Source organism: Halomonas sp. GFAJ-1 (assembly GCA_002966495.1).
Lineage (GTDB): Bacteria > Pseudomonadota > Gammaproteobacteria > Pseudomonadales > Halomonadaceae > Vreelandella.
Genome location: CP016490.1, coordinates 1756607 through 1782052, shown reverse-complemented (window position 1 = coordinate 1782052; position 25446 = coordinate 1756607). Strand labels below are relative to the sequence as shown.

Here is a 25446-nt window from a genome sequence, read left to right as displayed (position 1 = left end):
CCGTTACCGACCATGACCCTCAAGCACATCATCCAGAAAGTGTCCTGCACGATTGGCTTTAGCGCTTAAATAGCGGTGGTTATGGTCGGTCACGCTGCCATAAAGCGCTTGGCGAGAGACCACCTCAATGCCGCCTTCACGTAGGGCGGCCATTTTCAATGGGTTGTTAGTTAATAGCTGCACTTTGTTGATGTCCAGCGCGTTAAGCATATCCACCGCCACCGCGTATTGGCGTTCGTCATCACCAAAGCCGAGAACCTGGTCAGCGTCTACTGTGTCCAGGCCGCCATCTTGTAGCGTATAAGCGCGTAGCTTGTTTGCCAGGCCAATGCCCCGCCCCTCTTGGGCTAAGTAAAGCAGCACACCGCCGCCCATGGATTGAATATCAACCACGGCGTTACGCAGCTGCTCGCCGCAGTCACAGCGCAAACTGCCAAACAGATCACCGGTTAAACAAGCAGAGTGCATACGCATCGGCACCGCGCCTGAAAGGCGTTCAGGCTGACCAATCACCACCGCTACATGCTCACGCAGGCCGTCAGGCTCCCGAAATAGCACAAAGCGGCTTTCCGCCGCGTCTTCCAAAGGGATGCGCGCCTCACTAACACGCTTCAACATACCCGGGGCGCCCGCCAAGCACTTCTCTGCGTCCCGGGCGTTAACCTCCAACAGCTCACCGTTGGCCAACTGTTGATCGATACGCGCAGCCGCTGACGCGCTTACCTCGGCACTCAGCGCCGCGGGGACTAATAGCGCACGGCGCATTAACGCCACCGCCCCACGCTCACCGACGCCTGCAGGCTTCAGCCCACTCAACAGCGCAGGGGTTAGCGGCGTGCTCTCCTGAGAGAGCGCCAACCGGTGCAGATCAGCTTCACTAACGTGCTTGGGTAGTGGTAAACAGGCGGCATCCGCTGTTAATGCCATTCCCATCGCCTCAAGTCGGTGGCGTGTTAGCACCAACGCTGGGCGCGAACCCGATAATGCAGCCAAGCTGTCAACCGATGCACTGCCTTCTAACGCTTGCACCAGCAGACGCTGCTCACTGGTGTTCACCACTACCGGCAGACCGCGACGAATATCAAAAATGGCGCGTTCAATGTGATACATGTAGGCCTCCAGGTTGCCTTTTATAACGGGCAAAGTTCGCTTGCGCTGGGCAATATGGCCCCGCATGATGAAGTGATACGGTTTGTAGGGAGGCGTCATGCCCAATTCCAGCAGTGGTCAACCCTCTGCCCATGCCAATGGCAGCATCGATAGTGATACCGCGTGGCAGTGGTTGTTGGCGATACGCCATAGCCTGCCCTCTAGCGCTAACATCACGCTTAATCAAAGTGGGTGGCAAAGCCAAGCGGAGGTGACCGATACCGTCCGCGACCTGTTGGACTGCCTCACGCCGCTGGCAGCCCAATCGTGCTGGGTAATGGCTCAACTGGGGCAAAGCCTTGATGGGCGAATTGCCACGGAAAGCGGCCATTCCCACTACATCAACGGCTTCGAGAGTTTGGTGCACTTGCACCGCCTGCGGGCATTGGCTGACGCCGTGGTGGTGGGCGCGGGAACGGCAGCCGCTGATAACCCCCAGCTCACCGTGCGCCATATCACCGGCAAGCACCCCGTGCGGGTGGTCATTGACCCAAGAGGCCGAGTACCCGCCGAGCATTTGCTGTTCACCACGGATACCGCGCCCACGCTGCATATCACCGGGCCGGACGTTAGCACTGGCACAAGCAACGCCGAGCACTGCGTGCTGCCGCTTAATAACCACGGGCAGTTCATCCCCCGTGATGTCATATCCCTGCTGGCGCAGCGCGGCCTTACGCGGGTGTTGGTTGAAGGGGGCGGCATCACCGTCTCGCAGTTTATTGAAGCAGGCACGGTCGAGCGTCTGCACCTGCTGGTGGCGCCGCTGCTGATTGGCTCCGGCAGGCCCGGCCTGCAAATGACACCTATTGATACCTTGGAAAGCGCCCTGCGCCCGGCGATGCGTACGTTCCGGTGTGGAGATGACACGCTGTTTGACGTTCAACTGCCCAGGCGCCGCGGAGGCGTTTGAAGCCGCCGTTGGCGTAGAAGTCGCGGACGCCGGCGAAGAGGCTGGCGTTGCCTTAGCCCGTTTAGCAAGTGCTACCCAGATGCCAGGCAGGCTAGAGAGCAGTACAAGCACGCCATACGCCAGCGAAACGGCAACGCCTTGCGCTGACGGCAGGCCAACCAATACCCAAACGCCCGCCGCCGCCCCTTCACGCAGTCCCCAACCAGCAATCGAAAGCGGTACCAGCATCGCCAGCAGCAGCACCGGCGCCAGCGCTAGAATATCCACCGCTGCGAGCTCAACACCAATCGCCCGAGCGGCACAAACCATCACCACCCCATAGCTAAACACGATGGTTAACGACGAAAGAAGCTGCCACGGCCATACCTGCCGCTTGAGCAAACTGCGGCATATTTCCTGCCCAAAAACGACACTCCACGCTGGCAATGCAATGCGCGAGGTGCGCCGCAGCCATACCGCAATAGCGACGGCGGCTGCTACCAACAGTGCTACGCCAATCACAATGCTCAGCAGTCGCCGCGTACCCAATGCCGCGTGCCATAGGGGCGATGAAAGCAGAGCGAGTAACGTGAGTAGTGCAACCGCGACCTGACCTGACGCGCGCTCAATGACGACCGCGCGCCATGCGCTCCCTTTGGAAGCCGCTTGCCCTGCATGGCGATGGGCGCGCCCCGCATCTCCCAGCACCCCACCGGGCAGCAGCTGGTTAACCAGTAGCGCCAGATAGTACTCACGCAGGGCATAACCAAAACGCAGCGGCACCCCCACCAACCCAGCCGTAAACTTCCAGCGCCAAGCGCTCAGCATGACCTGCACCACGCTCACTATCAGCGCCAGCGCCATCCAACCAAAAGAAAAGCGCTGTACTTCGGCAATCACCGCCCCAGGCTCTACCCAAAGCACAATGGCCACCAGCAGCCCCAGGCTCATTAGCCCACGTTGTACCCAGGGGGTGCGTAAAGTGCGCCTGACCCTCATGGGCTATGCCCCATCCGCTGGCAGCGCCAGCAGATCGCGGTGGCCAACCCAAGCACCCACCCTGCCCTCATTAACCGCCTGTTGGCGACTGTCGCGCCATTGGCTGATGCGTGCTGCTGCTTCAGGTGCTTGTTCGGTGGCTGCTTCTGCCCACCCGGCAATCAGCGCGTGCATTAGCGGCCGCACGACGGGGTCGTTTGACGTAAGCTGCCACGGCGTGTCCGCCTCACTCACCCGGTAGCCCTGCTGTTTAAAGGCATCAACCAACGCACCATGGGCATCGCCACCTAAGGCAGCACCCAGCCCCTTATCGCGCTGCTGATGGGCATTGAACAGGGCAAGCACCCAGCGGTCTTCGTCGTTCTCTATGGGGGTTAGCTGTGGATCGGTAAAGCACCATGCGCCAGTGACGCTCATCGCCACGAGCACGCCTTGGCGATGCGTCACACACTGGCTAACCAGCGCTTCTATCCACTCCCGGGAGACAAGGTCTAGCAGCGCAGAGGCCGTCACCAAACGCGCCTTAGCAATGGCCGGGTGTTCAAAACTGGTGAGCGATACGCAGTAGCTCTCTATGGATACAGGCTGCCCCTTGGCATCGCGCAGCGCTACCGCTCGCTCGCGTGCCTCCTTGAGTAAGTCAGCATCGTGGTCAAACAGCATCCAGTGCTGCTTACTGGGTAACTGGGGCGCCAGAAACTGCGTATTACTGCCCCGACCACAGCCTAAGTCTGCAATGGTGGCTGCGTGTTCTTGGTCAGGGGACGCATTATTTACATCGTTGGCAAGCCAAGTAGCGGCTGCTTGGGTAAGCTTCTGACTGCGCGCATTGGCATCAACACTTTCGCGCAGCGTTAGCCAGTCCGCCTGAAACTGGCTGCCCGCTGCCAACAACGACGGCGGACACTGCAGCGCATCCGCAAAGATAGCCCCGGCGGTTTGCCAATCATTTACGTTGCCTCGCGCTTTCGCAGCGCCGGCACGTAGCTCAGTGCGAAGTGCTGCACCTTGGCAAAAATTGTGTAACGCCTCTTGCAGTGCTTCAACATCGCCAGGTGCAACGCTTAAGCCCGCCCCTTCCGGCAGCGTATCTTTTAGGGCGCCTCCGGTGGTGGTAATCACGGGTAGACCATGGGCCAGGGCTTCGGTGACGACCATGCCGTAGCCCTCATACCAGGAGGGCAATACCAACGCGTGGGCACGCTGATACGCTGCTTCCAAGTTGGCCGGATCGCACTCCCCATGGATCACTACACGACCTGCAAGCCCATTCTCATCAATAAGCTGCTGTACCCGGCGGGTAAATTCCGCATCTCGGGCGCCGCCATAGCAGTCGCATTGCCAATTAACGGCACTGACACCTGCCAGTGCTTTTACCAATATGTCCTGCCCTTTGCGTGGGGTAAGGGTTGCTACACACAGCAGTCGAATAGGCTCATCAGGCGCTGCCGCTGGGCTGATCGGCGCAGGCGCCACGCCAGGCTCTACCACGCTAATGGGCGCGCTGAGGGGCTGCCCATAGTGCTTGGCAAGTTCACCTAAGCGACGTGCAGTAAACTGGCTGGTCACAATCACTCTAGCAACGCTTGCTATACCGGCTAACTCACTAAGGTGAAAGCGCTGCTGAGCCTCGCGGCTAAGCCCCTGTTCGTCTCCTAAGGGGTGGTGCAGTAGTGCGGTAATCTCCAGCCGATGGGCGTGTTTACCCACCACCTCCGGCAATGCTCCCATCGCCAAACCATCGATAATCACCTTCGCGCCGTTGGGCTGCGCCGCTAACGCGGCGCCAAGCGCCTGGGAAGCTGTGTCATCCGCATCGGGGAAACGGCCCGGCAATCCCATCACATCAATAGTAAAACCTTGACCACGCAGCGCTGAGACTATCTGCGCGTCGTAGATGTAGCCACCCGTCAGCTGGCCCGGCTCACCGGCGACTATCAGCGCCAAACGTTGGCTCATAGCGCGCCTTCATAGCTTGCCCAAGCCACATGAGACTCGTGCAGTTTAATCTCCATGTGGGTTAGCCCCTGGGCGGTAGTGCCCATTTTGCCCGTGCTAATCGCAGCGGCCAGCTGGTCAAAAATCACTTTAGCCATAAATTCTGTGGTGGTGTTGCGCCCCTTAAATTCGCTCACCTCATCCAAATTTTGAAAGTTATAGTTCGCCAATACCTCTTTGACTGTTTCGCTGGCGAGGCCGATATCGATCACCAGCCCGTCCTGATCAAGCTCCGGGCGCTGAAACACCACATCCACCACATACGTGGCGCCATGGGTGCGCTGGGCAGGGCCAAAAATCTCACCTTTAAAGCTGTGGGCGATCATAAAGTGATCACGAACGCATAAACGGTACATAGATGCTCCTGTTATCAATAGAAAACGTGTATCAAAAGACGGCTATGGATAGCGAATACGGTGACAAAGTGCGGTACTGCCGGGGCCAAATAGCTGCGGTGCGATGGCAGGAAAGTCAGCGAAATCACTTTCACCGCTAATCAGCGCATCCAGCCGCTGATCGGTGAGTAAACTTAAGGCCAGCGTTAAGCGGCGGCGGTAATCCCAGCGGGGCTGTAAGACAGCGGGCAGCTGTCCAACCTGGCTGGCTCTTAGCGTTAGCCGCTGGGAGTGAAAAGCACCGCCCAGCGGTAACGCCACATCCCCTTTGCCGAACCAGCTCATTTCAATCACACGTCCTTCGTTGCCTACTAAGCTAAGCCCTAGACGTAGACCATCGGGATGGCCGCTGGCATGAATCACACAGTCTTGATCCGTAGGAGCATGTTCAGGCGTACAAAACGCCACGCCTAACTGAGCGGCAAGCGCCTCACGGGCTGGATTAATATCGATTAAACGCATATCGACACCAGGGATTTGCGCGCACAGGTACGCGACCAAAGCGCCAACGACCCCAGCCCCCACCACACAAACCCGCTCGCCGAGCATCGGATTTGCATCCCAAACGCCGTTAATCGCGGTTTCCATATTGGCCGCTAACACCGCGCGGTAAGCAGGCACCTGCTCTGGTAATACCAACACCGCATCCGCGGGTACCACGTAGTGGTTTTGGTGGGGGTAAAGGCAAAAAACCGTTTTATTCAGCAGTTCTTGTGGACCCTGCGCGACGCGCCCTACGCTGCAGTAGCCATACTTAACAGGCGTAGGGAAATCACCGGTTTGAAAAGGCGCACGCATACGCGCGTACTCGCTTTCAGGCACACGGGCGTTAAATACCAGGGACTCCGTGCCCCTGCTAACGCCGCTGTAAAGCGCACGAACGAGGAGCTCGCTCTCACCTGGAGACGTTAACGGTTCATGCTTTAGCTCGCCAAAGGCTTCGCGAGTAACCCAAAAGGCGGTAGCAGTATCAGGCACCGACATAACATTTCCTTATGACTGAAGCGCTTATTCCATCCTTTACCCCAGCGCTTTGAAAACTAACGCGCCGTTGCATGACTCTTCTACAGCTTAGCGCAGAAAAAAAATGGAGCGATTAATGCTAGTTAAGCATTAGGATGGCCTAAAAAGGTAAAGCCGCTCACAACGTTGATTCTTAATATGGACAGTTCTACCACCGTATACAAGAATGGTACATGGAAAAACAGTTGCATCATTTATTTTTCACTGCGGCTAAACGCGCCGCTCTGCGAGTAGCCATGCGTTTCTCCTTCAATGCCCCTTATTACTCACTGCCCAAACGGCTATACAGCGCCGCGGAATTAGTGCTCGGCGGCATTCTGCTGTTGATAGTGGGCAGTGGACTACCGGCATTGATGGCTAGCCCAGCGCACTGGGCAGTGGCCTATGGCTTCTACGCTTGTATAAGCCTATTAACGCTGGTTTTTTGGCCCCACGGCCAGCTGGGTTGGGCAAACCGCGTCACGCTAGCGAGAGCCGCCCTGGTGGCGGTTGTTGCAGGTGGGTTAGTGGGCAATGCCTTTATTGCTGGGCTGTGGCAGTGGTTGGCCATTGCGGTGATCGCGCTGGCGTTAGACGGGGTAGATGGCTGGATTGCTAGGCGCACCCAAAGTCACTCTGCTTTTGGCGCCCGCTTTGATATGGAGCTAGATGCCCTGCTGATTATGCTGCTCTGCGTGGGGTTATTAACCCTTGAGCCCACACTAGGCGCATGGGTACTCATCATAGGCGGGATGCGTTACTTGTTTGTCGCGGCTAGCGGGCCACTACCATGGCTTCGTCAGCCACTATTCGCCAGTTTCCGCCGCAAGGCCGTATGCGTTTGGCAAGTGGCCGCGCTGCTACTGGCCTTAACGCCACTTACTTCTTCTTTCGCCACCTTCTTACTTGCACTCAGCGCACTGATCACGCTGGCCTACTCATTTGGTGTTGACGTGTGGTGGCTGTATAAACAGCGCTTGGTTGATAAGGCGACAACAAGCCGTGCATCCCCGGAGGGCAAACCTACGAACTCGGACCACGTAACGCCGCCGACAACAGGAGGGCGGTAAACAAGCCCGAACAACTGCTGCCGGGCTCGCCGAGTGGACTACCGGGTGAGTTCCTGCCGCACAATCGCAGCGCCTTCACTCAACGCCTTCAGCTTGCCTTGTGCCACTTTACGCGGCAGGGGCGTCATACCGCAGTTGGTGCAAGGGTAAAGCTTGTCGGCATCGACGAATTTAAGCGCCTTGCGCAGCGTGTCGGCGACTTGCTCTGGGGTTTCGACCGTGTGGGTGGCTACGTCGATGGCTCCAACCATCACCTTTTTGCCGCGAATCAGTTCGATCAGCTCCATGGGCACATGGGAGTTCTGGCACTCCAGCGAGACGATGTCGATGTTCGACGCCTGCAGTTTGGGGAAGATTTCCTCGTATTGACGCCACTCCGAGCCCAGGGTCTTCTTCCAATCGGTGTTGGCTTTGATGCCGTAGCCATAGCAGATATGCACGCCGGTCTCGCAGGCGACCCCTTCGATGGCTTTTTCCAGAGCAGCGATACCCCAGTCGTTCACCTCATCGAAGAAGACGTTGAAGGCAGGCTCATCGAACTGGATGATATCTACCCCCGCCGCCGCTAGGTCGCGAGCTTCCTGGTTGAGAATTTTGGCAAATTCCCAGGCGAGTTTTTCACGGCTCTTGTAATGGCCATCGTAGAGCGTATCGACCATGGTCATAGGTCCCGGCAGCGCCCATTTAATGGGCTGGTCGGTTTGCTGACGCAGGAATTTAGCGTCATCAACAAACACTGGCTTCTCCCGCGACACAGGGCCGACCACCGAAGGAACGCTGGCCTCGTAGCGATCGCGTATTTTGACGGTCTTGCGCTGCTCGAAATCGACGCCGCCGAGGTGCTCGATGAAGGTCGTCACAAAGTGCTGGCGGGTCTGCTCGCCGTCGCTGACGATATCGATGCCTGCCTGCCGCTGATCGTGTAAACACACGCGCAGTGCATCCCGCTTGCCTTCGGCCAGCTCATCACCCTGCAGTTTCCAGGGAGACCAAAGCGTCTCAGGCTGGGCCAACCAGGTGGGCTTGGGTAGGCTACCGGCCGTCGATGTGGGCAATAATGTTTTCATCAATAGGTTTTCTCGATAAAAGGTTGATCAAAGGGCGTAATCTGCTGACCATCGCTCAAGCACATGGCGGAAAGGCTCGATGAAATACCGCTCGGTGAACTTACCCTGCTCGACGGCAAGTTGGCTGCGTTCTTCTCGGTCGTACTCGATACGGGTTAGCGAGTAGTCCTGGTGCTTCAAATGGGGTTGGTAGACCTTGCCTGCCACCGAATTGGCGTTGTAGATCTCGGGGCGGTAAATCTTCTGAAACGTCTCCATTGTGCTGATGGCGCTGATCAGTTCGAGGTCACTGTAGTCGGCCAGCAAATCACCGGAGAAGTAGAACGCCAGCGGCGCTACGCTATGGGGTGGCATGAAGTACCGCACCTGCAGGCCCATTTTGGCAAAGTAGAAATCCGTCAACGAGGACGCGTCGTTCACGTACTCGACACCCAATACGGGATGACGATTTTCCGTTTGGCGATACACCTTGTTGCTAGAAACACTGAGGCAGATCACCGGAGCCTTGCGTGAGAGGGCTCGATACGCCTCAGAGTCGACGAAACGCTTGAACAACTTGCCGTGAAGATCGCCAAACCCCTCGGGGATACCAAACTCCGTCCGGCCTTTGTTGTGCTCCGAAAGCCACACGCTGAAATCGTAGTCGCGAACGTAGGAGGAGAAGTTATTTCCCATCATGCCCTCGATGCGCTTGTCGAGATGCTGGTCGATGATGGTCGTCTGCAGCATCTCAATCGCAGGAAAGGCATCGCCCGCTGCCGCCACGTTCAGCTCGCCGGTGATGATATCCAGCTCGACGGTGTAACGATCCGCCTTGGGGTTATCCCAATGCGCCAGGGTATTGAAACGGTTGTTGATCATGGTCAGCGCGTTACGCAGGTTTTCTTGGCAGCGCTGCCCTCTCGCTAGGTTAGCGAAATTAGTCGTGGCACGCGTGCTCTCGGCAGGACGGTAGTTTTCGTCGAACCGGACGCTCTTGATATCGAATGTGAAGTCGTAGCTCATCGCGAACAAGCACCCTATTGATCGAGACTGGCGTAAGCGCTGCGGTGAAGCTCAGCGCTTGATGCCATGTGTGATGTTTCGATGAACAGGCGTTAACGCCACATTCATCGAAGAGGATGCGTTCTTTATGCCAGACCATGTACATGAATGAAAAGCGATATTATTTCAACTCACCATGAAATTGGTTCATGGTGAGCTGTTGCGCGGAGGATTCAGCCCTGTTGGAACGGGTATACCGGGCCGATTTTCAGCAGCTGAGTCAGCTCATCTAGCGCGGTGAGCACTTCTGTGGCGAGCTGGGGGTCAGCAAGGTCTTCACCGGTGAGGCGGTCGCGGTAGTGGCGGCTCACCCAGGCGGTGAGGTCGTCATAGAGCGCGTCGTTGAGCAGTACGCGGCCAGTCAGCGCAGCGCGCTCGGCTTCCGTTAGCACCACCCGCAGGCGCAGGCAGGCGGGGCCGCCGCCGTTGCGCATGCTCTGCTTCACGTCTTTGACGATGACTTCACAGATCGGGTTATTGCCCGCCAGGATGAAGTTCTGAATCGTGTTCCAAACGGCTTCGCGCTCTTGGCACTCGCTGGGTACCACCAGGGTCATAGTGCCGTCTGGGTTGGAGAGCAGCTGAGAGTTGAACAGGTACGATGCCACCGCGTCTTCCATGCTCACGGCTTCTACCGGCACCCGCACAGGAATCAGCGGCGTGCTAATCTTGGCGCGAAGCTCGTTCAGCGTGCGCTCTTCATCAAGAAACGCCATTTCGTGGTAGAGCAGCACCGGGCCGTTACCCACGGCAATCACATCGTTGTGGAACACCCCGGCATCGATGGCGTCCGGGTGCTGCTGGGCGAACACTGTTTGCGCCTCGCTCAGCCCGTGCTGGCGGGCCACAGCCTGGCTGGCTTCCAGGGTTTGCCGGGCGGGATAGCGCTTGGGTTCGCGCTCGCCGCTACGCACGTCGCCAAACGCCTGACGGCCATACACGAAGAGATGAACGCCGGGCTCGCCGTACTCACCGCACAGGCGAGTGTGGTTAGCCGCCCCTTCATCAGAAAACGCGGGCGTGGCAGGCAGCACCGGGTGATGGGCGAAGCGCTGCTCATCGCGGAAAATCGCCTGCAGCACCCGGCCAGTAGTTTTCGGCTCCAGGTAGCGGTGGAAACTGGACTGCAGGTTGGCCGGAGTGAAGTGCACCCGACCATCTGGTGCATCGACGCTGGGGGTAATCGTGCCTGCGTTAGCGGTCCACATGCTGGAGGCTGAACATACCGCCCGCAGCAGCTGCGGCGCTTGCTTCGCGGCTTGAGCGAGGATCTCGCTATTGCTGCCGCTAAAGCCTAAGTCTCGCAGCGCACCCAAGTCTGGGCGCTGCTGAGGAGGCAGCACACCCTGAGCGTAGCCTGCGTCCATCAGCGACTTCATCTTCGCCAGCCCCTGCAGTGCGCCCTCTTTGGGGTTAGACACCAAACCACCGTGGCTCATGGAGGCCACGTTGCCGTGGGCAAGACCCGAGTAGTTATGGGTAAGCCCTACCAAGCCGTCGAAGTTGACTTCTCGAATGCTGTTCACGCTCATAGGTTAACTCCCGGCGGCAGGGTTTCCAGCATTTCCAGGCTCTCGGCTTCCATGGAGGCGACCGGGTAGGCGCAGTAATCCGCCGCGTAGTAGGCGCTGGGGCGGTGGTTGCCGCTGTCGCCAACGCCGCCGAAGGGCGCATCGCCTGAGGCACCGGTGGTCTGGCGGTTCCAATTCACAATGCCTGCACGAATACGCAGCAGGAAGTCGTCCCAGTCGGCTTTTTCGCCGCCAATTAAACCCGCAGAGAGGCCGTAGCGGGTATCGTTGGCCAGCGTTAAGGCTTCATCCCAGTCACTGTAACGGTGGATTTTCAGCAGCGGGCCGAAGTGCTCCTCGTCGGGCACCTCAAGGCCGGTTACGTCGATCAGGGCTGGGCTTAACAGGCTGGTGTTGTCTTTCAAGCGCTGCATGCGGTTAATGACCGTGCCGCCCATGGCTTCTAGCTCGTCTTGTGCTTTGAGCAGGCCATCGGCTGCGGCAACGCTTACCAAGCCGCCATAGAACGGCGCGGGCTCTTCATCGAACTGTCCCGCCACATATAGCCTGGTAATAGCATCGGAAAGCGCGTCGATTAGACGGTCGCCCATCTCGCCCTGGGGCACCATCAGGCGGCGAGCACAAGTGCAGCGCTGCCCGCCAGAGAGAAACGCCGACTGCAGAATCGTCAGCACCGCCGCACGCTCATCTTCCACATCTTTCACCACCAGCGGGTTATTGCCGCCTAACTCCAGCGCAAGGATTTTATCCAGCTGCCCGGCGAACTGCTGCTGCAACATCCCGCCTACCTTGGCGCTGCCGGTAAACAGCAGGCCATCGATACCAGGATGAGCAGAGAGCGCCTGCCCAACCGCGACACCACCCTGCACGAGGTTGATCACCCCGGCTGGCAGCCCGGCTTCTAACCAGCACTGCAGGGTTAAATCCGCCGTAAGCGGGGTTTGGTCGCTAGGCTTGAATACCACGGTGTTACCTGCCAACAAGGCAGGCACCATATGGCCATTGGGCAGGTGGCCGGGGAAGTTATAAGGGCCAAACACCGCCATTACGCCGTGGGGGCGGTGTCGCAGTACCGCTTTGGCGCTGCCGACCTCTTTTTCGCGCTCCCCGGTGCGCTCGTGGTACGCCTTGATGGAGAGCGCGATTTTACCCACCATCGCGCCGGCTTCGGTGCGTGCTTCCCATAGCGGCTTGCCAGTTTCAGAGGCAATGGCAATGGCTAGGTCTTCCTGACGCGCCTTGAGCACGTCCACAAACCGTTCTACCAGCGCTTGGCGTTCAGCAAAGGAGGTGCGTGCCCAGCGGGGGAATGCCGCACGCGCTGCGTCAACCGCCGCGCCTACCTGGCGGCTAGAGGCCGCTGCGCCTTGCCATAGCAGCGTTCCCGCCACGGGGTCTTGCTTGGTCAAGGCGTCGGCGTCGCCGACTACCCAGGCACCGTTGATCAATTGCTGCTGCTGGGCGTGCATGTTCTGGGTGTGCATCGTGCTCTCCTTCACTGAGCCTGCGTGTCTGTTCTGTCGAGTCGTTTTGTTAGCGAGCCGGGCGTTAGGTTTCTAGTAGGCGAACGGTATCGCCGCTAGATACTCCTAGCCGTTCGGCTTCTTCGGGGGTGAGCACTATCGTGCTGGCATCGGCGGGCGCGCGACCTATCCAGCTAGCGGTAAAGCTGAGCATCTGGGTAGATGCCGCCAGCCAGCGGCTAACGCTCTCTTGCGATGCGTTGGGTGAGACTTCCACTTGATAAAGCTGCGAGTTGCGAATGGCACGCACGTCATCAATATAGGCTTCTACGGTGGGGCCTCCATCGAAGATGTCGATGTAGCCTTCCCAGCGCAGCCCCTCTTTTTTGAGCATTTCAAGCGCAGGGCGGGTGTGCCGGTGTACCTGGCCAATACACGCTCGCGCCTCTTCCGACATAAACGTGGTGTAGATCGGGAACTTGGGCATCAGCTCGCCGATAAAGCTCTTCTGGCCCAAGCCGGTTAAGCGGTCGGCTTCGTTGAAGTCCATGGGGAAGAAGTGTTTCCCCAGGCTTTCCCAAAAGGGGCTAATGTTGTTTTCATCAAACACGCCGCGCATTTCGGCCAGCACTTTCTGCGGAAAGCGGTCGCGGAACTGAGCAATAAACAGCCAGCGCGCCTTGGAGAGCAGCGCCCCGTTGCGCAGGTGTTTGTTGGCCTCGCCGCGATATTCTGGGCGCAAAAAAAGCGAACACACCTCGGCGTCGCCGGTATGATCAGAGCTTAAAAAAAGCGTGTCGATGGTGCGGTGTAGATCCAGCTGCACAGAGGAGTGCGCCAGCGTGCCGAGCCGGTAGTTATAGAACGGCACTTCGCGCCCTACTTGGCCCTCAATGGCGCAGCAGCCTGCCAGCTCGCCGTTGGTTTCATCTTCAAGAACGAAGAAATAAAGACGGTCGTCTACCGGGGTGCGCTCTTCAAAAGCGCGAGCAGCGGATTCGATTTTACCGGCCAAAAACTCGCGGTTATCCGGCAGCGAGGTAAACCCCACGCCTGCCTGCTGCGCAAGCGCCTGGAGCCCATCCAGATCATCACGGGCAATGGGTCGAATGCGCATTACATCTCTCCTTCATCGAGCGCATCGTCCGCGCTTGGCAGGGTTAGCGGTGCGGCCAGCACTGCACGGCCCTCTTCCACCCCCAAACGCGCTGCATGCTGCGGGGTGAGCATCAGCTGCCCAGTGGGCGAGAGCGCATAGCGCGCCACAATACAGCGGAAATCGCCCAGCGTCTGATTGGCAATCATAGCCGGCTCAGCATCTGGAAGCGCGTGCTCAGGGCGCACACGCACCGGGTGCCAAGCGGCATTACGAAACGTTTCCAGGCGCTCACGCTCAGCTTTGACAATGGGACCTGCATCGAAAATATCCACGTGCCGCGAACGCACGAAGCCTTCGGCGAGCATTTCGGCCAGCGCTTCTTCATGGGCCGGGTGCTCACGACCAATGGCGGCGCGGGCCTGGGGTGTTAGCAGCGGTAAGTAGAGCGGGAACTGCGGCATCACTTCGGCAATAAAGCTTTTTGAGCGCACCCCCGCAATGTGGTTCATCTCTTGGAAGCTGCGGGCAAAAAAGTGGCGTCCGACGCTCTCCCAAAAAGGTGATTCGTTATGGCTATCCAAATAGCCGGGGAAGGCGACCGCCAAAATCCGCGAGAAGCGCTCCGTGTACTGGGCGATAAACATCAGCCGCGCCCGGCGCAGCAGGCTCTCCGCACTGGTGCCTTTATAGCGCGGGTTGAGCGACAGCGCGCAGAGCAGCGTGGCATCCGACGCTTCATGAGAGAGCGCCAGCGTTTGCACCTCGCGGCGCACATTGAGCTGCTGGGAGGCGTGAATTAGCGTCTCTTGGCGGTAGGTGTAGTAAGCTTCGGCAGCCCCCGCCTGGGCGCGAATCGTCGCCGTGCCCAGCACCTCGTTGCGGCTATCATCTGCCAGGACGAACATATAATGCTCGTTGCCAGGGAACTCGATATCGCTTGAGAACGCTTCCTGGGAGCGCACAATGCGCTCCTCAAGGCGTTCGCGGTTGGCTGGCAGGTTGGTAAGCCTTGGCACCGCGTGCTCTGCCAGTTGCTCTAAGGCGGGAAGGTCAGTCAGCGTGACCGGACGGATTACCAACATGTTTAACGCCCCCTCTTTTTTATCTTGCTGCCTGCTCATGCGCTGGCAACAAGTCGCTCGATGGCACGTTCAAGGCGCGCCATGCCTTCGGCGATATCTTCCTCGGGAATCACCAGCGAGGGCGCCATGCGCAGCACGTTGGGGCCAGCAATCAGCGCCATTACGCCCTCCTCAATGGCCAGCGGCAGAATATCCTTGGCACGGCCTTCGAAGGCATCTGACATCTGCGCCCCCATCAGCATGCCCATGCCACGAATCTCTTTAAAGACGCCGTACTTGCGGTTGATGGTCTCCAGGTGCTCGCGGAACAGGTCGTGGCGATGTTTGACACCCTGCAGCACCTCCGGCGTATCAATGAACTCGACCGCAGCAAGCGCTACCGCGGATGCCAACGCGTTGCCGCCATAGGTAGAACCGTGGGTGCCGATGGCCAGCGATTTGGCGATGGCATCGGTGGTTAGCGTGGCACCAATCGGGAAGCCGCCGCCCAGCGATTTAGCGCTGGTGAGAATGTCTGGCGTGATGCCGAAGTTTTTATAGGCGTAGAGCTCGCCACTGCGGCCAACGCCGGTTTGCACTTCATCGAATATCAGCAGCGCGTTGTGCTCGTCACACAGATCGCGCAGGCCCTGCAGGAATTCCTGGGTCGCGGGCACGATGCCGCCCTCGCCCTGCATCGGCTCAACCATAATGGCGCAGGTGTCGTCGCCTACGAGCTTACGCACGCTCTCCAGGTCGTTGAAATTGGCATGCAGGATGCCGCCCGGTACCGGCCCAAAGCCTTGGGAGTACTTGGGCTGGCCGCCTACGCTCACGGTAAAGAAGGTGCGGCCATGGAACGACTGGTAGAACGAGATGATTTTATCTTTATGCTCGCCGTGGTGGTCTACCGCCCAGCGGCGGGCCAGCTTCAGTGCGGCTTCGTTAGCTTCGCCGCCGGAGGAGCATAAAAAGACTTTATCGGCGAAGGTGCGCTTGGTAAGGGTTTTAGCCAGTTTGAGCGCTGGCTCGTTGGTAAATACGTTAGAGAGGTGCCAAAGCTTTTCGCCCTGCTCTTTTAACGCATTCACCAGCACCGGATGGCAGTGACCCAGCGAGTTCACCGCGATGCCACCGGCAAAGTCGATGTACTCACGGCCCTCTTGATCCCACAAACGGCTACCCTCGCCTCGTACCGGAATAATCTGCTGCGGCGCGTAGTTGGGCGCCATGTAATGGTCGAAATCTTGACGGTTCGGGGTGTGGCTCATGGGACAGTACCTCCAGTGGAGTAAGCGATGAATTCAGTATACGGGGCACGGCGGGCGCCCTGCTTTCAGTATTGGGACGGTAAATTATGAAAAGCTGCGCTTAACCCAGCCGCTCTTCTCGCGGCGTAATGCCAAAGTGGTTGCGATAAGCGGTGGAAAAGTGCGCGCCAGAGGAGAACCCGGTCATCAGGGCGATATCCCCCACCGGGCGGTCGCTCTCTCTTAGCTGCTTGCGGGCATCCTGTAAGCGTAAATCCAGGTAGTAGCGGCTGGGCACCGCCTGAAGATATTTCTTGAACAAACGCTCTAACTGACGTCGGGAAATGCCTAGATGCTCAGCGAGTTCAAGCGTCGAGAGCGGCTCTTCGATATTGCTTTCCATTAGCGTGACCGCATCCACCAAACTTTGGGGCGCGTGGCCCAAGCGGTTGCGCAGCGGTACGTGCTGACGCTCATCGGCTAGGCGAATACGGTCGCAGACAAACTGCTCGGAGACCTGCTCCGCCAAACGCGGGCCGTGGTGCTTGCCAATCAGCGTGAGCATCATATCCATCGCGGCAGTGCCGCCTGCGCAGGTCAGGCGGTCGCGATCAATTTCAAACAGCTGCTGAGAAAGCGTGACCTGGGGGTATGCCTGGGCAAAGGCATCAAAGCGCTGCCAGGGCAGCGTCGCTCGGTAGCCCTCTAACAGTCCACAGCGGGCAAGCACCTCGGTACCGCCAGCAAGCCCACCGATAGCGACACCTCTTCCCTGATGACTGCGCAGCCACTCGTTTAGCTTAGCGGGCAACGCATAGGGTAGTGGCGTGGGCGCACACACCAGCAACATATCCAGCGGCCCAAGCGGTGCACCTAGCGCGTGCTGCGCTAGCATAGAAAGCTGCGCGCTGCTGCGCACGGGTTCATCGCTTAAACTGAGCGTGACCGTTTGATACAGCATCTGCCCGCTCAACTGGTTAGCCATTTGCAGCGGCTCAATGGCGCTTGCATGGGCCAATAGCGAGAACCCCGGCAGCAGCACAAAGGCCACCCGTTTACGTTCACTTCCAGATAGCGTCAACGTGCTTGAGAACATAGTGAGCTGTTTTGCTGCATAAAAACCGCCGTCGGCTTGAGTAGCTGTCTAATACTTGGCTAACTGTCTATTTAAAAAGCATCTTACCCAATTGTACCAATGAAGGAAGCGCCTGTTGGCCCTATATAAAAAAAGGCGTCGCACGGCTAATAAGTGAAGAGAGTGGCCGCTTGAAACGAAGCAAGACATATTGAAATGAAGTTGGCGAGATGTCAGCAATGGCCCTGAAATGCAAATTGCCGGACACAAGGTCCGGCAATCAATTTAGAAAAGGAGAAGAGTGAAGAAATTAGCCTCCACTGTTACCTGCTCCAAGAATTAAGAACCCAGCCACCACTATCCCTAGGGCTATAATCACCAGAGGAATCAGCTTATGCATCCCTCGTGGAGACTTCTTTGCCTCAGGCTGGCGCTGAGGTTCAGCGTTCTCAAAATCTTCTGGTATGCGCTGATTCAATACGTGCTCTTTTTCTTCTTCCCGAGTCTTACTTTCCCTGGTATCCATAAACGTCTCCTGTCCTCCGGTAGAAAAAGTGAGTGCGACGACCTCTAGCTAACGCAACCGCATCACCACTTATAAACTAATGACATCGAACTCAACGTTAGGGTTCACATCAGCATCGTAATCCACATCATCACGCTCAAAGCCAAATAGCTTCAAAAACTCATGCTTATAACCAGCATAGTCGGTAATTTCGAATAAGTTTTCGGTGGTGACGTCTGACCACAGATCTTGACAGGCTTGTTGCACGTCATCGCGCAGCTCCCAATCGTCCAGGCGCAAACGGCCCTTCTCATCGGTGGCCATATCGCCCGCCTGGGAATAAAGGTACTCGCCGAACAGCCGGTTAAGCTGGTCGATGGTGCCTTCGTGCAGGCCCTGCTCTTTCATTATGCGGTATACCATGGCGATATATAGCGGCATGACCGGAATGGCCGCACTGGCCTGGGTAACCACCGACTTGAGCACGGCTACATTGGCACCACCACCGCTTGTTTGCAGCTTGGCATCAATGGCGGCGGCGGCGCGATCCAAGTCTTCCTTGGCTTTGCCCAGCGCGCCATGCCAGTAGATCGGCCAGGTAATTTCAGTGCCAATGTAACTAAACGCCACGCTGCGGGCGCCTTTTGCCAGCACACCGGCATGGTCTAGGGCTTCCATCCACAGTTCCCAATCTTCGCCGCCCATCACCGTGATGGTATCGTCGATCTCTTGCTGGGTGGCAGGCTCTACTTCAGCTTCAATGATGACGTCTTTGTTGGTATCGATAGCCGTTGCACGGTAGGTATCGCCAATCGGCTTTAGGCTTGAGCGCTTAACTTCACCGGTATCCGGCAGTTTGCGCACTGGCGAGGCAAGGGAGTAGACCACTAGATCGATTTCCCCCATGTCCTGCTTAATCAACTCAATGGCTTTTTCCCGCGCCTCATGTGAGAACGCATCGCCGTTGATTGATTTACTGTAGAGCCCTTCCTGCTTAGCAAATTTGTCGAATGCAGCACTGTTGTACCAGCCTGCGGTGCCGGTTTTTTTCTCACTGCTGGGCTTTTCAAAGAACACGCCCAGCGTGTCTGCACCATAACCAAAGGCAGCGGTAATCCTAGCCGCTAAGCCGTAGCCGCTGGACGCGCCAATCACCAGTACTTTCTTAGGGCCAGCACTTTTATCTAAACCACGGGCGCGGGTCGCTTCGATCTGTTCCAGAACGTTCTGCTCGCAGCCTACAGGGTGAGTCGTCGTACAGATAAAACCACGCACTTTAGGTTTAATAATCACGTTGAACCTCTTTATCAAATTGATTTCATTATCAACATGGCAATGCCATCAGCTAGTGAGGCTATTCTAGCCGTCTCGGCGCGCTGTGTCCGCACTTGAGCTTCTCTGTCGATCGCGGCAGGATAGCGGCCTGTTAACCACTTGCCGACGAGACTCCCCATGAATGCACAGCAGCTAGTCGATGAACGCGGCGACCTGTGGCTTGCCCTGGCCCCACTTTGGCTTGACCGTGAACCCAGCGAGCGCGACTACGCCAAGATGATTGATGTGATTCAACAGCACAATATGTCACTGAAAGAACTTGAGTGGATGTTCCGCTTGGAAATGGCACCGGTTATGTCTCGACATCAGCTGTCGGTTGCCAGCGAGTGGCGCCAGTTTGATGACTATAAACTGATGAAACAGTTAGTTAGCCACAACCTGCGGCTGAAAGGCTGGCGGCGCAAGAGTTGGGCGCTATTTTCATCCTTAACCACCATGATGGTTCGCCACCGCTGGGAGGCATTAATGAGCCGTTTGATGGTGGCCCGTGGTGAGCTTTAAACGCACCGCCGAGTGACGTTCACGCTTTATCCAGCGCGGCTTCTAGTGCTAAGCGTAGCGGCAAGCCGTGGTCTTTAGGGCCAAAGCGGGCGATTACTTGGCCATCTCGCCCTACTAAAAATTTAGTGAAGTTCCATTTAATTATTTTGGTTCCCATCACACCGGGCGCCTCCCGCTTAAGAAGCACAAACAGAGGGTGGGCATTACCGCCGTTGACGTTGACCTTCTCCATCAGCGGAAAACTAACCCCAAACTGCTGCTCACCGAAGGCGCAAAAATCTTCAGCGCTCTCCGGTGACTGCCTGCCAAACTGATTACAGGGGAAGCCAAGCACCGTAAAACCACGGTCGCGGTAGCGCGTATAAAGCGTCTCCAGCTCTTTTAGCTGCGGCGTAAAGCCACATTTGCTAGCCACATTAACCACTAGCAATACTTGCCCACGCAAAGCGCGTAAATTAAACGGCTCACCCTGGTGGGTATAGCAGTCTTGATCATAAATCATCATCGCAAGGCCCCTACCTGCCTTCGCTAGCGTGTTATCACCATGCCACGGCAAATGCGGTTACGCCAGAACCGATTAACTGATTGGCCCCACTACAACACGCAGCGCTAGGGCAATCAGCAATATGCCAGTGACTCGGTTGATCCAGTGAGCGTAACGATGCAGCCAAGGCAGTACGCTTGAGTGGGAAAGGCCCACCGCCACTAGCACGTACCAGCCACCATCAATCACCATCGCTGTTGCCACAATTATTGCTTTAGCAAGAATGCTCATTTCAGGCGTTACAAACTGGCTGAGCAACGCAACAAAAAAGATAATTAACTTAGGGTTGCCCAGCGCCACTAAGACACCTTCTTTAGCGGCTTGGCGCGTGGTGGTGGTCACAGCTCCCGGTGCTAATGCCCCCGCCTTCCCTGCCCGCAGTGCTTTAATCCCTAGCCACGCCAAATACGCAGCGCCTAACCACGTAATAATTTGAAACAGCTGGGGATGGCGCACAATCAGAGCTCCCAACCCCCACACGGTTAACAGCGCATAAAACCCCACACCGAGAGCGTGGAATACAGCGGCAGTCACCCCCGGCAAGCGGCCGCCCCCCAGCGTATGACGCAACACCAGCGCCAGACTCGGCCCCGGCGACATAGCCCCCATAGCGCAGATCGCGGCCAATGATAGCCAGAGTGACAGCGGCATTCTTCTCTCCGTGGAATAAGTTATTAAGGAAGCGCTATTATACGCCAGCTTTACCTGCGTTCAGGTAATAAATGTAGGCGCTTAAATAACGCTGTTAGCATGGTACGCTGTTGGGTAAAATTTTCCCTTTTTTAATCAAGATGACGCCTGCCACGCAGGCGGTTCATGGCTAATAAGGACTTCAACATGGGTAGGGCGTTTCAAAACCGTAAGGAATCCATGGCCAAAACGGCCGCTGCGAAAACCAAGGTTTATAGCAAGTACGGGCGTGAAATCTACGTCTGCGCTAAAGCCGGCGGCACCGACCCTAACGGTAACCTAGCACTACGCGGTTTAATGGAGCGTGCCAAGAAAGATCAGGTGCCTTCCCACGTGATAGATAAAGCACTGGATAAAGCCAGCGGTGCTGGCGGCGAGGACTTTTCAACAGCGCGCTATGAGGGCTTTGGCCCAGGCAACGCCATGGTGATTGTTGACTGCCTAACCGACAACCCGAACCGTACCTTTGGCGATGTGCGTGGTTGCTTCACTAAAACCAAGAGCAAAATTGGCACGCCCGGCAGCGTGAGCCATATGTTCGACCACTGCGCTATTTTCTCGTTTTCTGGCAGCGACGAAGAAGCCGTGCTTGAAGCGCTGATGGAAGCCGATGTGGACGTTACTGATATCGAGCAGGATGAGGGCCGTATTACCGTCTTTGCTCCGCATACCGACTACGCTAAAGCCAAGCAAGCCCTGCTAGACACTTTTGGCGAGATCGACTTTGAGGTGGATGAAATTCAGTTCCTGCCACAAACCACGACACCGGTTGAGGGTGAGGATGTGGCTGTGTTTGAAAAACTGCTTGATATGCTTAACGAGCTGGACGATGTGCAGAACGTGTTCCACAGCGCAGAGCTTCCCGAAGCGAGCGCGTAGCACCCTACTGAGTTAGCGCATCGCGTGGCACAAAGATCCACCCTTCGGCCGCTGGCATCGCTGCTGGCGGCCAAGAGATGCTCTCTTTGGCATGCTCCAAACTCCAGGCAAGCAGTGCACAGAGCCAAGCATCCTGAATATCCTGCTGCTTTGGCGTTGGCTGTTGCAGCATAGCGGTATGTTCAGCGGGTAGGCTTACTCGTTGACGCAGTGCAGTAAACACCGCAGAACGCTTGGCAGGCGACGGATAGCCCTCCACCGCGCTTAGCGAACCATCCGCGCTTTGCCACTGCCCACAGGTGGCAATGTGCAGTGCAAAACGTGCCAGCAAGTGCATCCCTTTCGTGGCCTGGCTGCCAATCATATCTTTAATCGGTGAAAGGGGCGTTACGCCTCTCTGAAAGAGCCAGCGTTCGGTCTCGCGGTATAAATAAGGGTTTTCCTGAGATCGGCCAAGCGCGCTGACCGCTTCACCACGTGCAAGCGCCAGCAACGCCTGTGGAAGTGCCAGCGGGGTATCAATAGCCATCACCACACGCTCGTTGCCGCTTGCTTGATGCTGGCAAAGCGCTAGCAGGCGATGAATCAAGTCGCGACTATCGTGTGCCTCGTTAAGCGTCGTGCGCAGGTTTCCCCGCCACGGTATGCCTACTAGATTAAGCGACCTATCCAACACTACCAATGCATCGCGACTGGCAGGGTTGTTATCGCAGTTCCAACCACCGACGTCCCAGCCCATATAAAGCGTTTTAGGTGATGTCATCGACCAGTCACGTCCTGCAATTCCAATGCCGCACCAGGCGGCAACAGCGCAGGCTTAATGCCCAAGTCGCTGAGTACCTGCTTACCTCGCACGGTCATATCGGTAATAAATAAAAACTGTTGCCGTGGGTCAACGGGGTAGGCACGAATACGGTAGTGCGTGCCCCAAGGCGTCTCTTCTGCCACGACGACAACCGGCCGGTCAAACTTAAGATATGCGCTGGTAAGTGCCACATCGCGTAGCGTTTTGCGTACGCGCTCAGCCTCATGCTCTGGATGTAGGTAAAAGTGCGTAACACACTGCAAGCTGGTGCCGCCGTTATTCGCATTATGAATTGCTGAGTCCCACAGCTTGAGGTGGGGCACCGCGACCATATCATCATCAGGCGTTTGGATATCCACGGTGCGCATTCCAACGTGCTTCACCTCACCATACATCCCCTCAATACTCACCCAGTCCCCCGGCCGATAAGGCAGCTCCACTGCTGAGACCACGCCGGCTATTAGGCTACTCACGTAGTCTTTTAGGGCAAAGCCGATCGCTAAACCAAGCGCGCCTAACAGCGTTACCATATTGCGCATGGATGGCTCGATGACAACAGGCACAGCAATGGCAAGTGCAGCGATTAAAATCAGCAGTCGTGTCAGCGGCACAAGCGCAAACACGCGGAACCTCAGCTGACCATGTAGCCGATTAGCCAGCCAGTTCAAGCCATGCTGGCTCGCAATAATCAACAGCACTGTACTAACCAGCGTAACGCCGAGGATAATTAGCGCCTGGCTATCGATATCGTTAAACAGCCTGGCGTACTGCTCTTTGTCGTCCATTCCCCCTCCTAAAGCGCGTCAACTAAGTAGTTGCGGGATTCCAACAACTGTCGCACGCTGGCGTAACTGAGCGGTGAAACTTGCCAGCGCCCCTGGTGACAGCTAAGCAACCCCCGGCGTGCCAGCGATAGCCGCGCGTTTAACACTTCATGGTGAGAAAACGGGAGCACATCTCCTAGCGCCTGATCCTCCAACCCACCGTGAATTAACAGCGTATGCAGCAGCAATGTAGCCAGGTCTCCAGTCTCCGCAGGTAGCTCTGCCTCCGCCAAGGCGTCCAGCAGCCACAGCTCTTGAGACTGAGCGTCGTCTTGGGATTGTGTTGATTCGTCGCTTTCAGCAGGCTCGCGCAGTCGCTCTCGCCAATAGTGCCATGCTATACCTAAATGCCCACGGCAGTGGGCCGATAAACGCTGCAGCTCTTTATGCATCGTTTTACGCTCATTTTCGGCGTTATCGTCACTGTCGTTTGCAAGAATGGGGTTACCGGTACGGGTGCTATACACGCTGGGGCAGCTACCCTCACCCGCTAAGTTCGCGAAATAGTGAGCTAACTGTTTGCCCTCCACTGCCTGAAGAGTGAATGCTGGCGTGCCGTCCAGGCCAATCGCCTGCTGCAAATAGGCGTATGTCCAGCTGTCGCAGCCAATTACCCCACGCCCCATGCGTCCGCTTAACGCACGCTCTAGTAACTCACGCACGCCTTGTAAGCCTTGGGTATGGCGCAAAAAGTATCGCTCCAACTCTGGCAGCGCCCAATTGGGCTGGTTTTCACAACGCGCTATCCATTCAAGCTTTCCTTCAGAGAGTTCCTGGTAGGTAGGGGTAGCCAAACAGCTAACGCCCTGCTGCTTTGCCCAATAGTTAACAACGGCGCGATGCCCACCATGGGGCGGGGTAACGAAAAACACCACTGGCTCTTCTTCAAGGCCCTGCTGGTGAAGAACATGGGCAAATTCAATCGCCCCAGGCGACCAGTCCACGTTAGGCACCAGGTGGGCAAGCCGCACTTCTGGCAGGGCACGCAGTTCACTCTCTTGCTTTGCTTTATGTTCTGCGGCCTCTCTGCCCACTAGCCAACGAGTTGCCGTTTGCCAACTCCGTCGCCACTGGCTCGCCTGGGTACGCTCAGGGAGCGTAAAATCCGTTAGCTCAACTACCTTCCATAATGATGGGGCCTCATTGCTGGAGCGCTGCGCCATAAGGCTACCTTTCCGCTAGATAAGAAAATAAAGATTAGCACGCCTAACGCTGGCATGACCGCGCAACATGAACTTGTCGTCTACTATGAAGTGACTAGAAATATCTACTAAACTAATAGCTACTTAAAGTGAACGCGATGCGCAGGAGGCATATATGAGCGTGATTAACGTGACCATGGAAGAGTTACACGAGAAGCTTTCAAAGTGCATTGCCGGGGAAAGGTTGCTCATCGATCAGGATGGCAACCGCTTTAGTGCTCGCATCCAGCATGTGGGCATGACAGGCGTAAAAGTCATTCCTGAAACGGATATTAAAAATAGCACCCACGAGCCTGGAGATGTCGAGGGCACTACAGTGCCCTATGAGGATATCTGGGAGCTTGAAGTAAAAGGGGTGGTATACAGCAGGCTGTTCGACAAAGCTTAATCCGCTTAAGCCCTGAATACCTAAAAGACAGACCCATACCTAGAGGACAACACAAAGCCCGGGGCTAACGGCCCTGGGCAGTGGCTACATGCTCTAGCACCAAAGTTTCGCGGTGAATGGAAAGGCCCATGGTGGCTGGCTTGCGTGCAATAACGCTACGGTTATGACGCAGCGCTTCTTCAAGCGACACCCACCGCGCCGCCATGCCATTAGCAGTTTCGTACTCTTCCATTTTTGCTTCACCCAACGTATTGCCAATTTGGCAGGTAAACCAGTGAGATGTTTGAAACATCACATCCCACTGCTTTTTCCAGGTGGGGGTATATTCTGTTACGTAGCCAAAATGTGAGGTTACTTCGATATCCTGGGCGCCGGTCTCTTCATACAGTTCACGGTGCAGGCCCACTTCAGGGCTTTCCCCAGCGTCTATACCGCCGCCTGGAAAGCTAAAGTCATCGTAACGCTCGGTGTAGAGCAACAAAATATTGTCACCACGGGTGACGATGGCACGGGAAGCTTCACGATTTAATACCCGCACCTGCTCTAACGCAAGCGATGCGGGGAGTGCTTCGTGGACGAGATGAGCAATATGATGCATGGATCTTCCTGGCAAATAAAAGCGGCCATTCTACGCAAATGGCCGCTTTAGTTCATGCGTTCAATTAATGGCGTTAAGCGCT

The 25446-nt window shown here is 56.8% G+C and carries 24 protein-coding genes and 1 pseudogene; 4 read left to right on the top strand and 21 right to left on the bottom strand.

The features are described from left to right. Nucleotides 1-3: 3 nt before the first annotated feature. Genes BB497_08135 through BB497_08115 form a run of 5 tightly spaced genes read right to left on the bottom strand, consistent with a single transcriptional unit; the run spans nt 4 to nt 6414 of the window. Nucleotides 4-1110 (bottom strand): GTP cyclohydrolase, encoded by a 1107-nt coding sequence (locus BB497_08135; GenBank protein ID AVI62677.1) that lies wholly within the window; start codon nt 1108-1110, stop codon nt 4-6. After that, nucleotides 1097-3037 carry a hypothetical protein gene (locus BB497_08130; protein ID AVI62676.1) on the bottom strand — a complete coding sequence of 647 codons (1941 nt, stop codon included), beginning with the start codon at nt 3035-3037 and terminating at the stop codon, nt 1097-1099. The genes BB497_08135 and BB497_08130 overlap by 14 nt, the downstream gene beginning before the upstream one ends. A 3-nt stretch (nt 3038-3040) precedes the next feature. Next, the gene (locus BB497_08125; GenBank protein ID AVI62675.1) at nt 3041-4996 is read right to left on the bottom strand and encodes a glycosyl transferase family 1; all 1956 of its coding nucleotides are present in this window, start codon (nt 4994-4996) and stop codon (nt 3041-3043) included. After that, a complete protein-coding gene (locus BB497_08120; protein AVI62674.1) occupies nt 4993-5391 on the bottom strand; it encodes a hypothetical protein in 399 nt (132 codons plus the stop codon). Before BB497_08120 ends, BB497_08125 begins: the two co-directional genes overlap by 4 nt. 42 nt (nt 5392-5433) lie before the next feature. Then, nucleotides 5434-6414 carry a dehydrogenase gene (locus tag BB497_08115; GenBank protein AVI62673.1) on the bottom strand — a complete coding sequence of 327 codons (981 nt, stop codon included), beginning with the start codon at nt 6412-6414 and terminating at the stop codon, nt 5434-5436. A 275-nt stretch (nt 6415-6689) separates the two neighbouring features. Here BB497_08115 and BB497_08110 point away from each other — a divergent pair. Continuing rightward, nucleotides 6690-7406: pseudogene (locus tag BB497_08110) on the top strand (CDP-alcohol phosphatidyltransferase). 134 nt (nt 7407-7540) lie between these two features. Here the strand turns inward: BB497_08110 and BB497_08105 are convergent. The 10 genes from BB497_08105 to BB497_08060 all read right to left on the bottom strand — a co-directional run bounded on the left by BB497_08105 (nt 7541) and on the right by BB497_08060 (nt 18891). Beyond that, nucleotides 7541-8569, bottom strand: coding sequence for a 5-methyltetrahydropteroyltriglutamate--homocysteine methyltransferase (locus BB497_08105; protein ID AVI62672.1), 1029 nt, complete (start codon nt 8567-8569; stop codon nt 7541-7543). Nucleotides 8570-8596: 27 nt separating this feature from the next. Continuing rightward, complete coding sequence (locus BB497_08100) at nt 8597-9574, bottom strand: hypothetical protein (protein ID AVI62671.1); 978 nt, start codon at nt 9572-9574, stop codon at nt 8597-8599. A 212-nt stretch (nt 9575-9786) separates the two neighbouring features. After that, the gene (locus BB497_08095) at nt 9787-11145 is read right to left on the bottom strand and encodes a succinylarginine dihydrolase (protein ID AVI62670.1); all 1359 of its coding nucleotides are present in this window, start codon (nt 11143-11145) and stop codon (nt 9787-9789) included. Beyond that, nucleotides 11142-12614, bottom strand: coding sequence for a succinylglutamate-semialdehyde dehydrogenase (locus BB497_08090; protein ID AVI64301.1), 1473 nt, complete (start codon nt 12612-12614; stop codon nt 11142-11144). Before BB497_08090 ends, BB497_08095 begins: the two co-directional genes overlap by 4 nt. Nucleotides 12615-12693: 79 nt before the next feature. After that, nucleotides 12694-13725, bottom strand: a complete 1032-nt coding sequence (locus BB497_08085; GenBank protein AVI62669.1) for an arginine N-succinyltransferase — start codon at nt 13723-13725, stop codon at nt 12694-12696. Continuing rightward, nucleotides 13725-14789 (bottom strand): arginine N-succinyltransferase, encoded by a 1065-nt coding sequence (locus BB497_08080; GenBank protein AVI64300.1) that lies wholly within the window; start codon nt 14787-14789, stop codon nt 13725-13727. Before BB497_08080 ends, BB497_08085 begins: the two co-directional genes overlap by 1 nt. 35 nt (nt 14790-14824) lie before the next feature. Beyond that, entirely contained in the window at nt 14825-16039 is a 1215-nt protein-coding gene (locus tag BB497_08075) for an acetylornithine aminotransferase (GenBank protein AVI62668.1), read from the bottom strand. 100 nt (nt 16040-16139) lie between these two features. Further along, nucleotides 16140-17060 (bottom strand): AraC family transcriptional regulator, encoded by a 921-nt coding sequence (locus BB497_08070; protein ID AVI64299.1) that lies wholly within the window; start codon nt 17058-17060, stop codon nt 16140-16142. A 343-nt stretch (nt 17061-17403) separates the two neighbouring features. Further along, nucleotides 17404-17619, bottom strand: coding sequence for a hypothetical protein (locus BB497_08065; protein AVI62667.1), 216 nt, complete (start codon nt 17617-17619; stop codon nt 17404-17406). 69 nt (nt 17620-17688) lie between these two features. Then, complete coding sequence (locus BB497_08060) at nt 17689-18891, bottom strand: trans-2-enoyl-CoA reductase (protein ID AVI62666.1); 1203 nt, start codon at nt 18889-18891, stop codon at nt 17689-17691. Nucleotides 18892-19050: 159 nt separating this feature from the next. Between BB497_08060 and BB497_08055 the strand changes: the two genes are divergently transcribed. Beyond that, nucleotides 19051-19434 carry a hypothetical protein gene (locus BB497_08055; protein ID AVI62665.1) on the top strand — a complete coding sequence of 128 codons (384 nt, stop codon included), beginning with the start codon at nt 19051-19053 and terminating at the stop codon, nt 19432-19434. A 19-nt stretch (nt 19435-19453) separates the two neighbouring features. Here BB497_08055 and BB497_08050 read toward each other — a convergent pair whose 3' ends face one another. Together BB497_08050 and BB497_08045 are read right to left on the bottom strand one after the other, a co-directional pair. Continuing rightward, nucleotides 19454-19939, bottom strand: coding sequence for a glutathione peroxidase (locus BB497_08050; GenBank protein ID AVI62664.1), 486 nt, complete (start codon nt 19937-19939; stop codon nt 19454-19456). A 72-nt stretch (nt 19940-20011) separates the two neighbouring features. Continuing rightward, entirely contained in the window at nt 20012-20677 is a 666-nt protein-coding gene (locus BB497_08045) for a lysine transporter LysE (GenBank protein AVI62663.1), read from the bottom strand. Nucleotides 20678-20815: 138 nt separating this feature from the next. Here BB497_08045 and BB497_08040 point away from each other — a divergent pair, with 138 nt between their 5' ends. Beyond that, nucleotides 20816-21547, top strand: a complete 732-nt coding sequence (locus BB497_08040) for a transcriptional regulator (GenBank protein AVI62662.1) — start codon at nt 20816-20818, stop codon at nt 21545-21547. A gap of 4 nt (nt 21548-21551) precedes the next feature. Here the strand turns inward: BB497_08040 and BB497_08035 are convergent, their stop codons facing one another. Genes BB497_08035 through BB497_08025 form a run of 3 tightly spaced genes read right to left on the bottom strand, consistent with a single transcriptional unit; the run spans nt 21552 to nt 24339 of the window. After that, a complete protein-coding gene (locus BB497_08035) occupies nt 21552-22310 on the bottom strand; it encodes a DUF429 domain-containing protein (protein ID AVI62661.1) in 759 nt (252 codons plus the stop codon). Then, nucleotides 22307-23137: a mechanosensitive ion channel protein MscS gene (locus BB497_08030; GenBank protein ID AVI62660.1), complete on the bottom strand. Its 831-nt coding sequence runs from the start codon at nt 23135-23137 to the stop codon at nt 22307-22309. The genes BB497_08035 and BB497_08030 overlap by 4 nt, the downstream gene beginning before the upstream one ends. Before the next feature lie 8 nt (nt 23138-23145). After that, complete coding sequence (locus BB497_08025) at nt 23146-24339, bottom strand: hypothetical protein (protein ID AVI62659.1); 1194 nt, start codon at nt 24337-24339, stop codon at nt 23146-23148. A 154-nt stretch (nt 24340-24493) separates the two neighbouring features. Between BB497_08025 and BB497_08020 the strand changes: the two genes are divergently transcribed. Then, a complete protein-coding gene (locus BB497_08020; GenBank protein AVI62658.1) occupies nt 24494-24766 on the top strand; it encodes a hypothetical protein in 273 nt (90 codons plus the stop codon). 64 nt (nt 24767-24830) lie between these two features. On the opposite strand, the gene BB497_08015 is transcribed toward BB497_08020, so the two are convergent. Further along, nucleotides 24831-25364 carry a DNA mismatch repair protein MutT gene (locus BB497_08015; protein AVI62657.1) on the bottom strand — a complete coding sequence of 178 codons (534 nt, stop codon included), beginning with the start codon at nt 25362-25364 and terminating at the stop codon, nt 24831-24833. Nucleotides 25365-25446 lie beyond the last annotated feature (82 nt).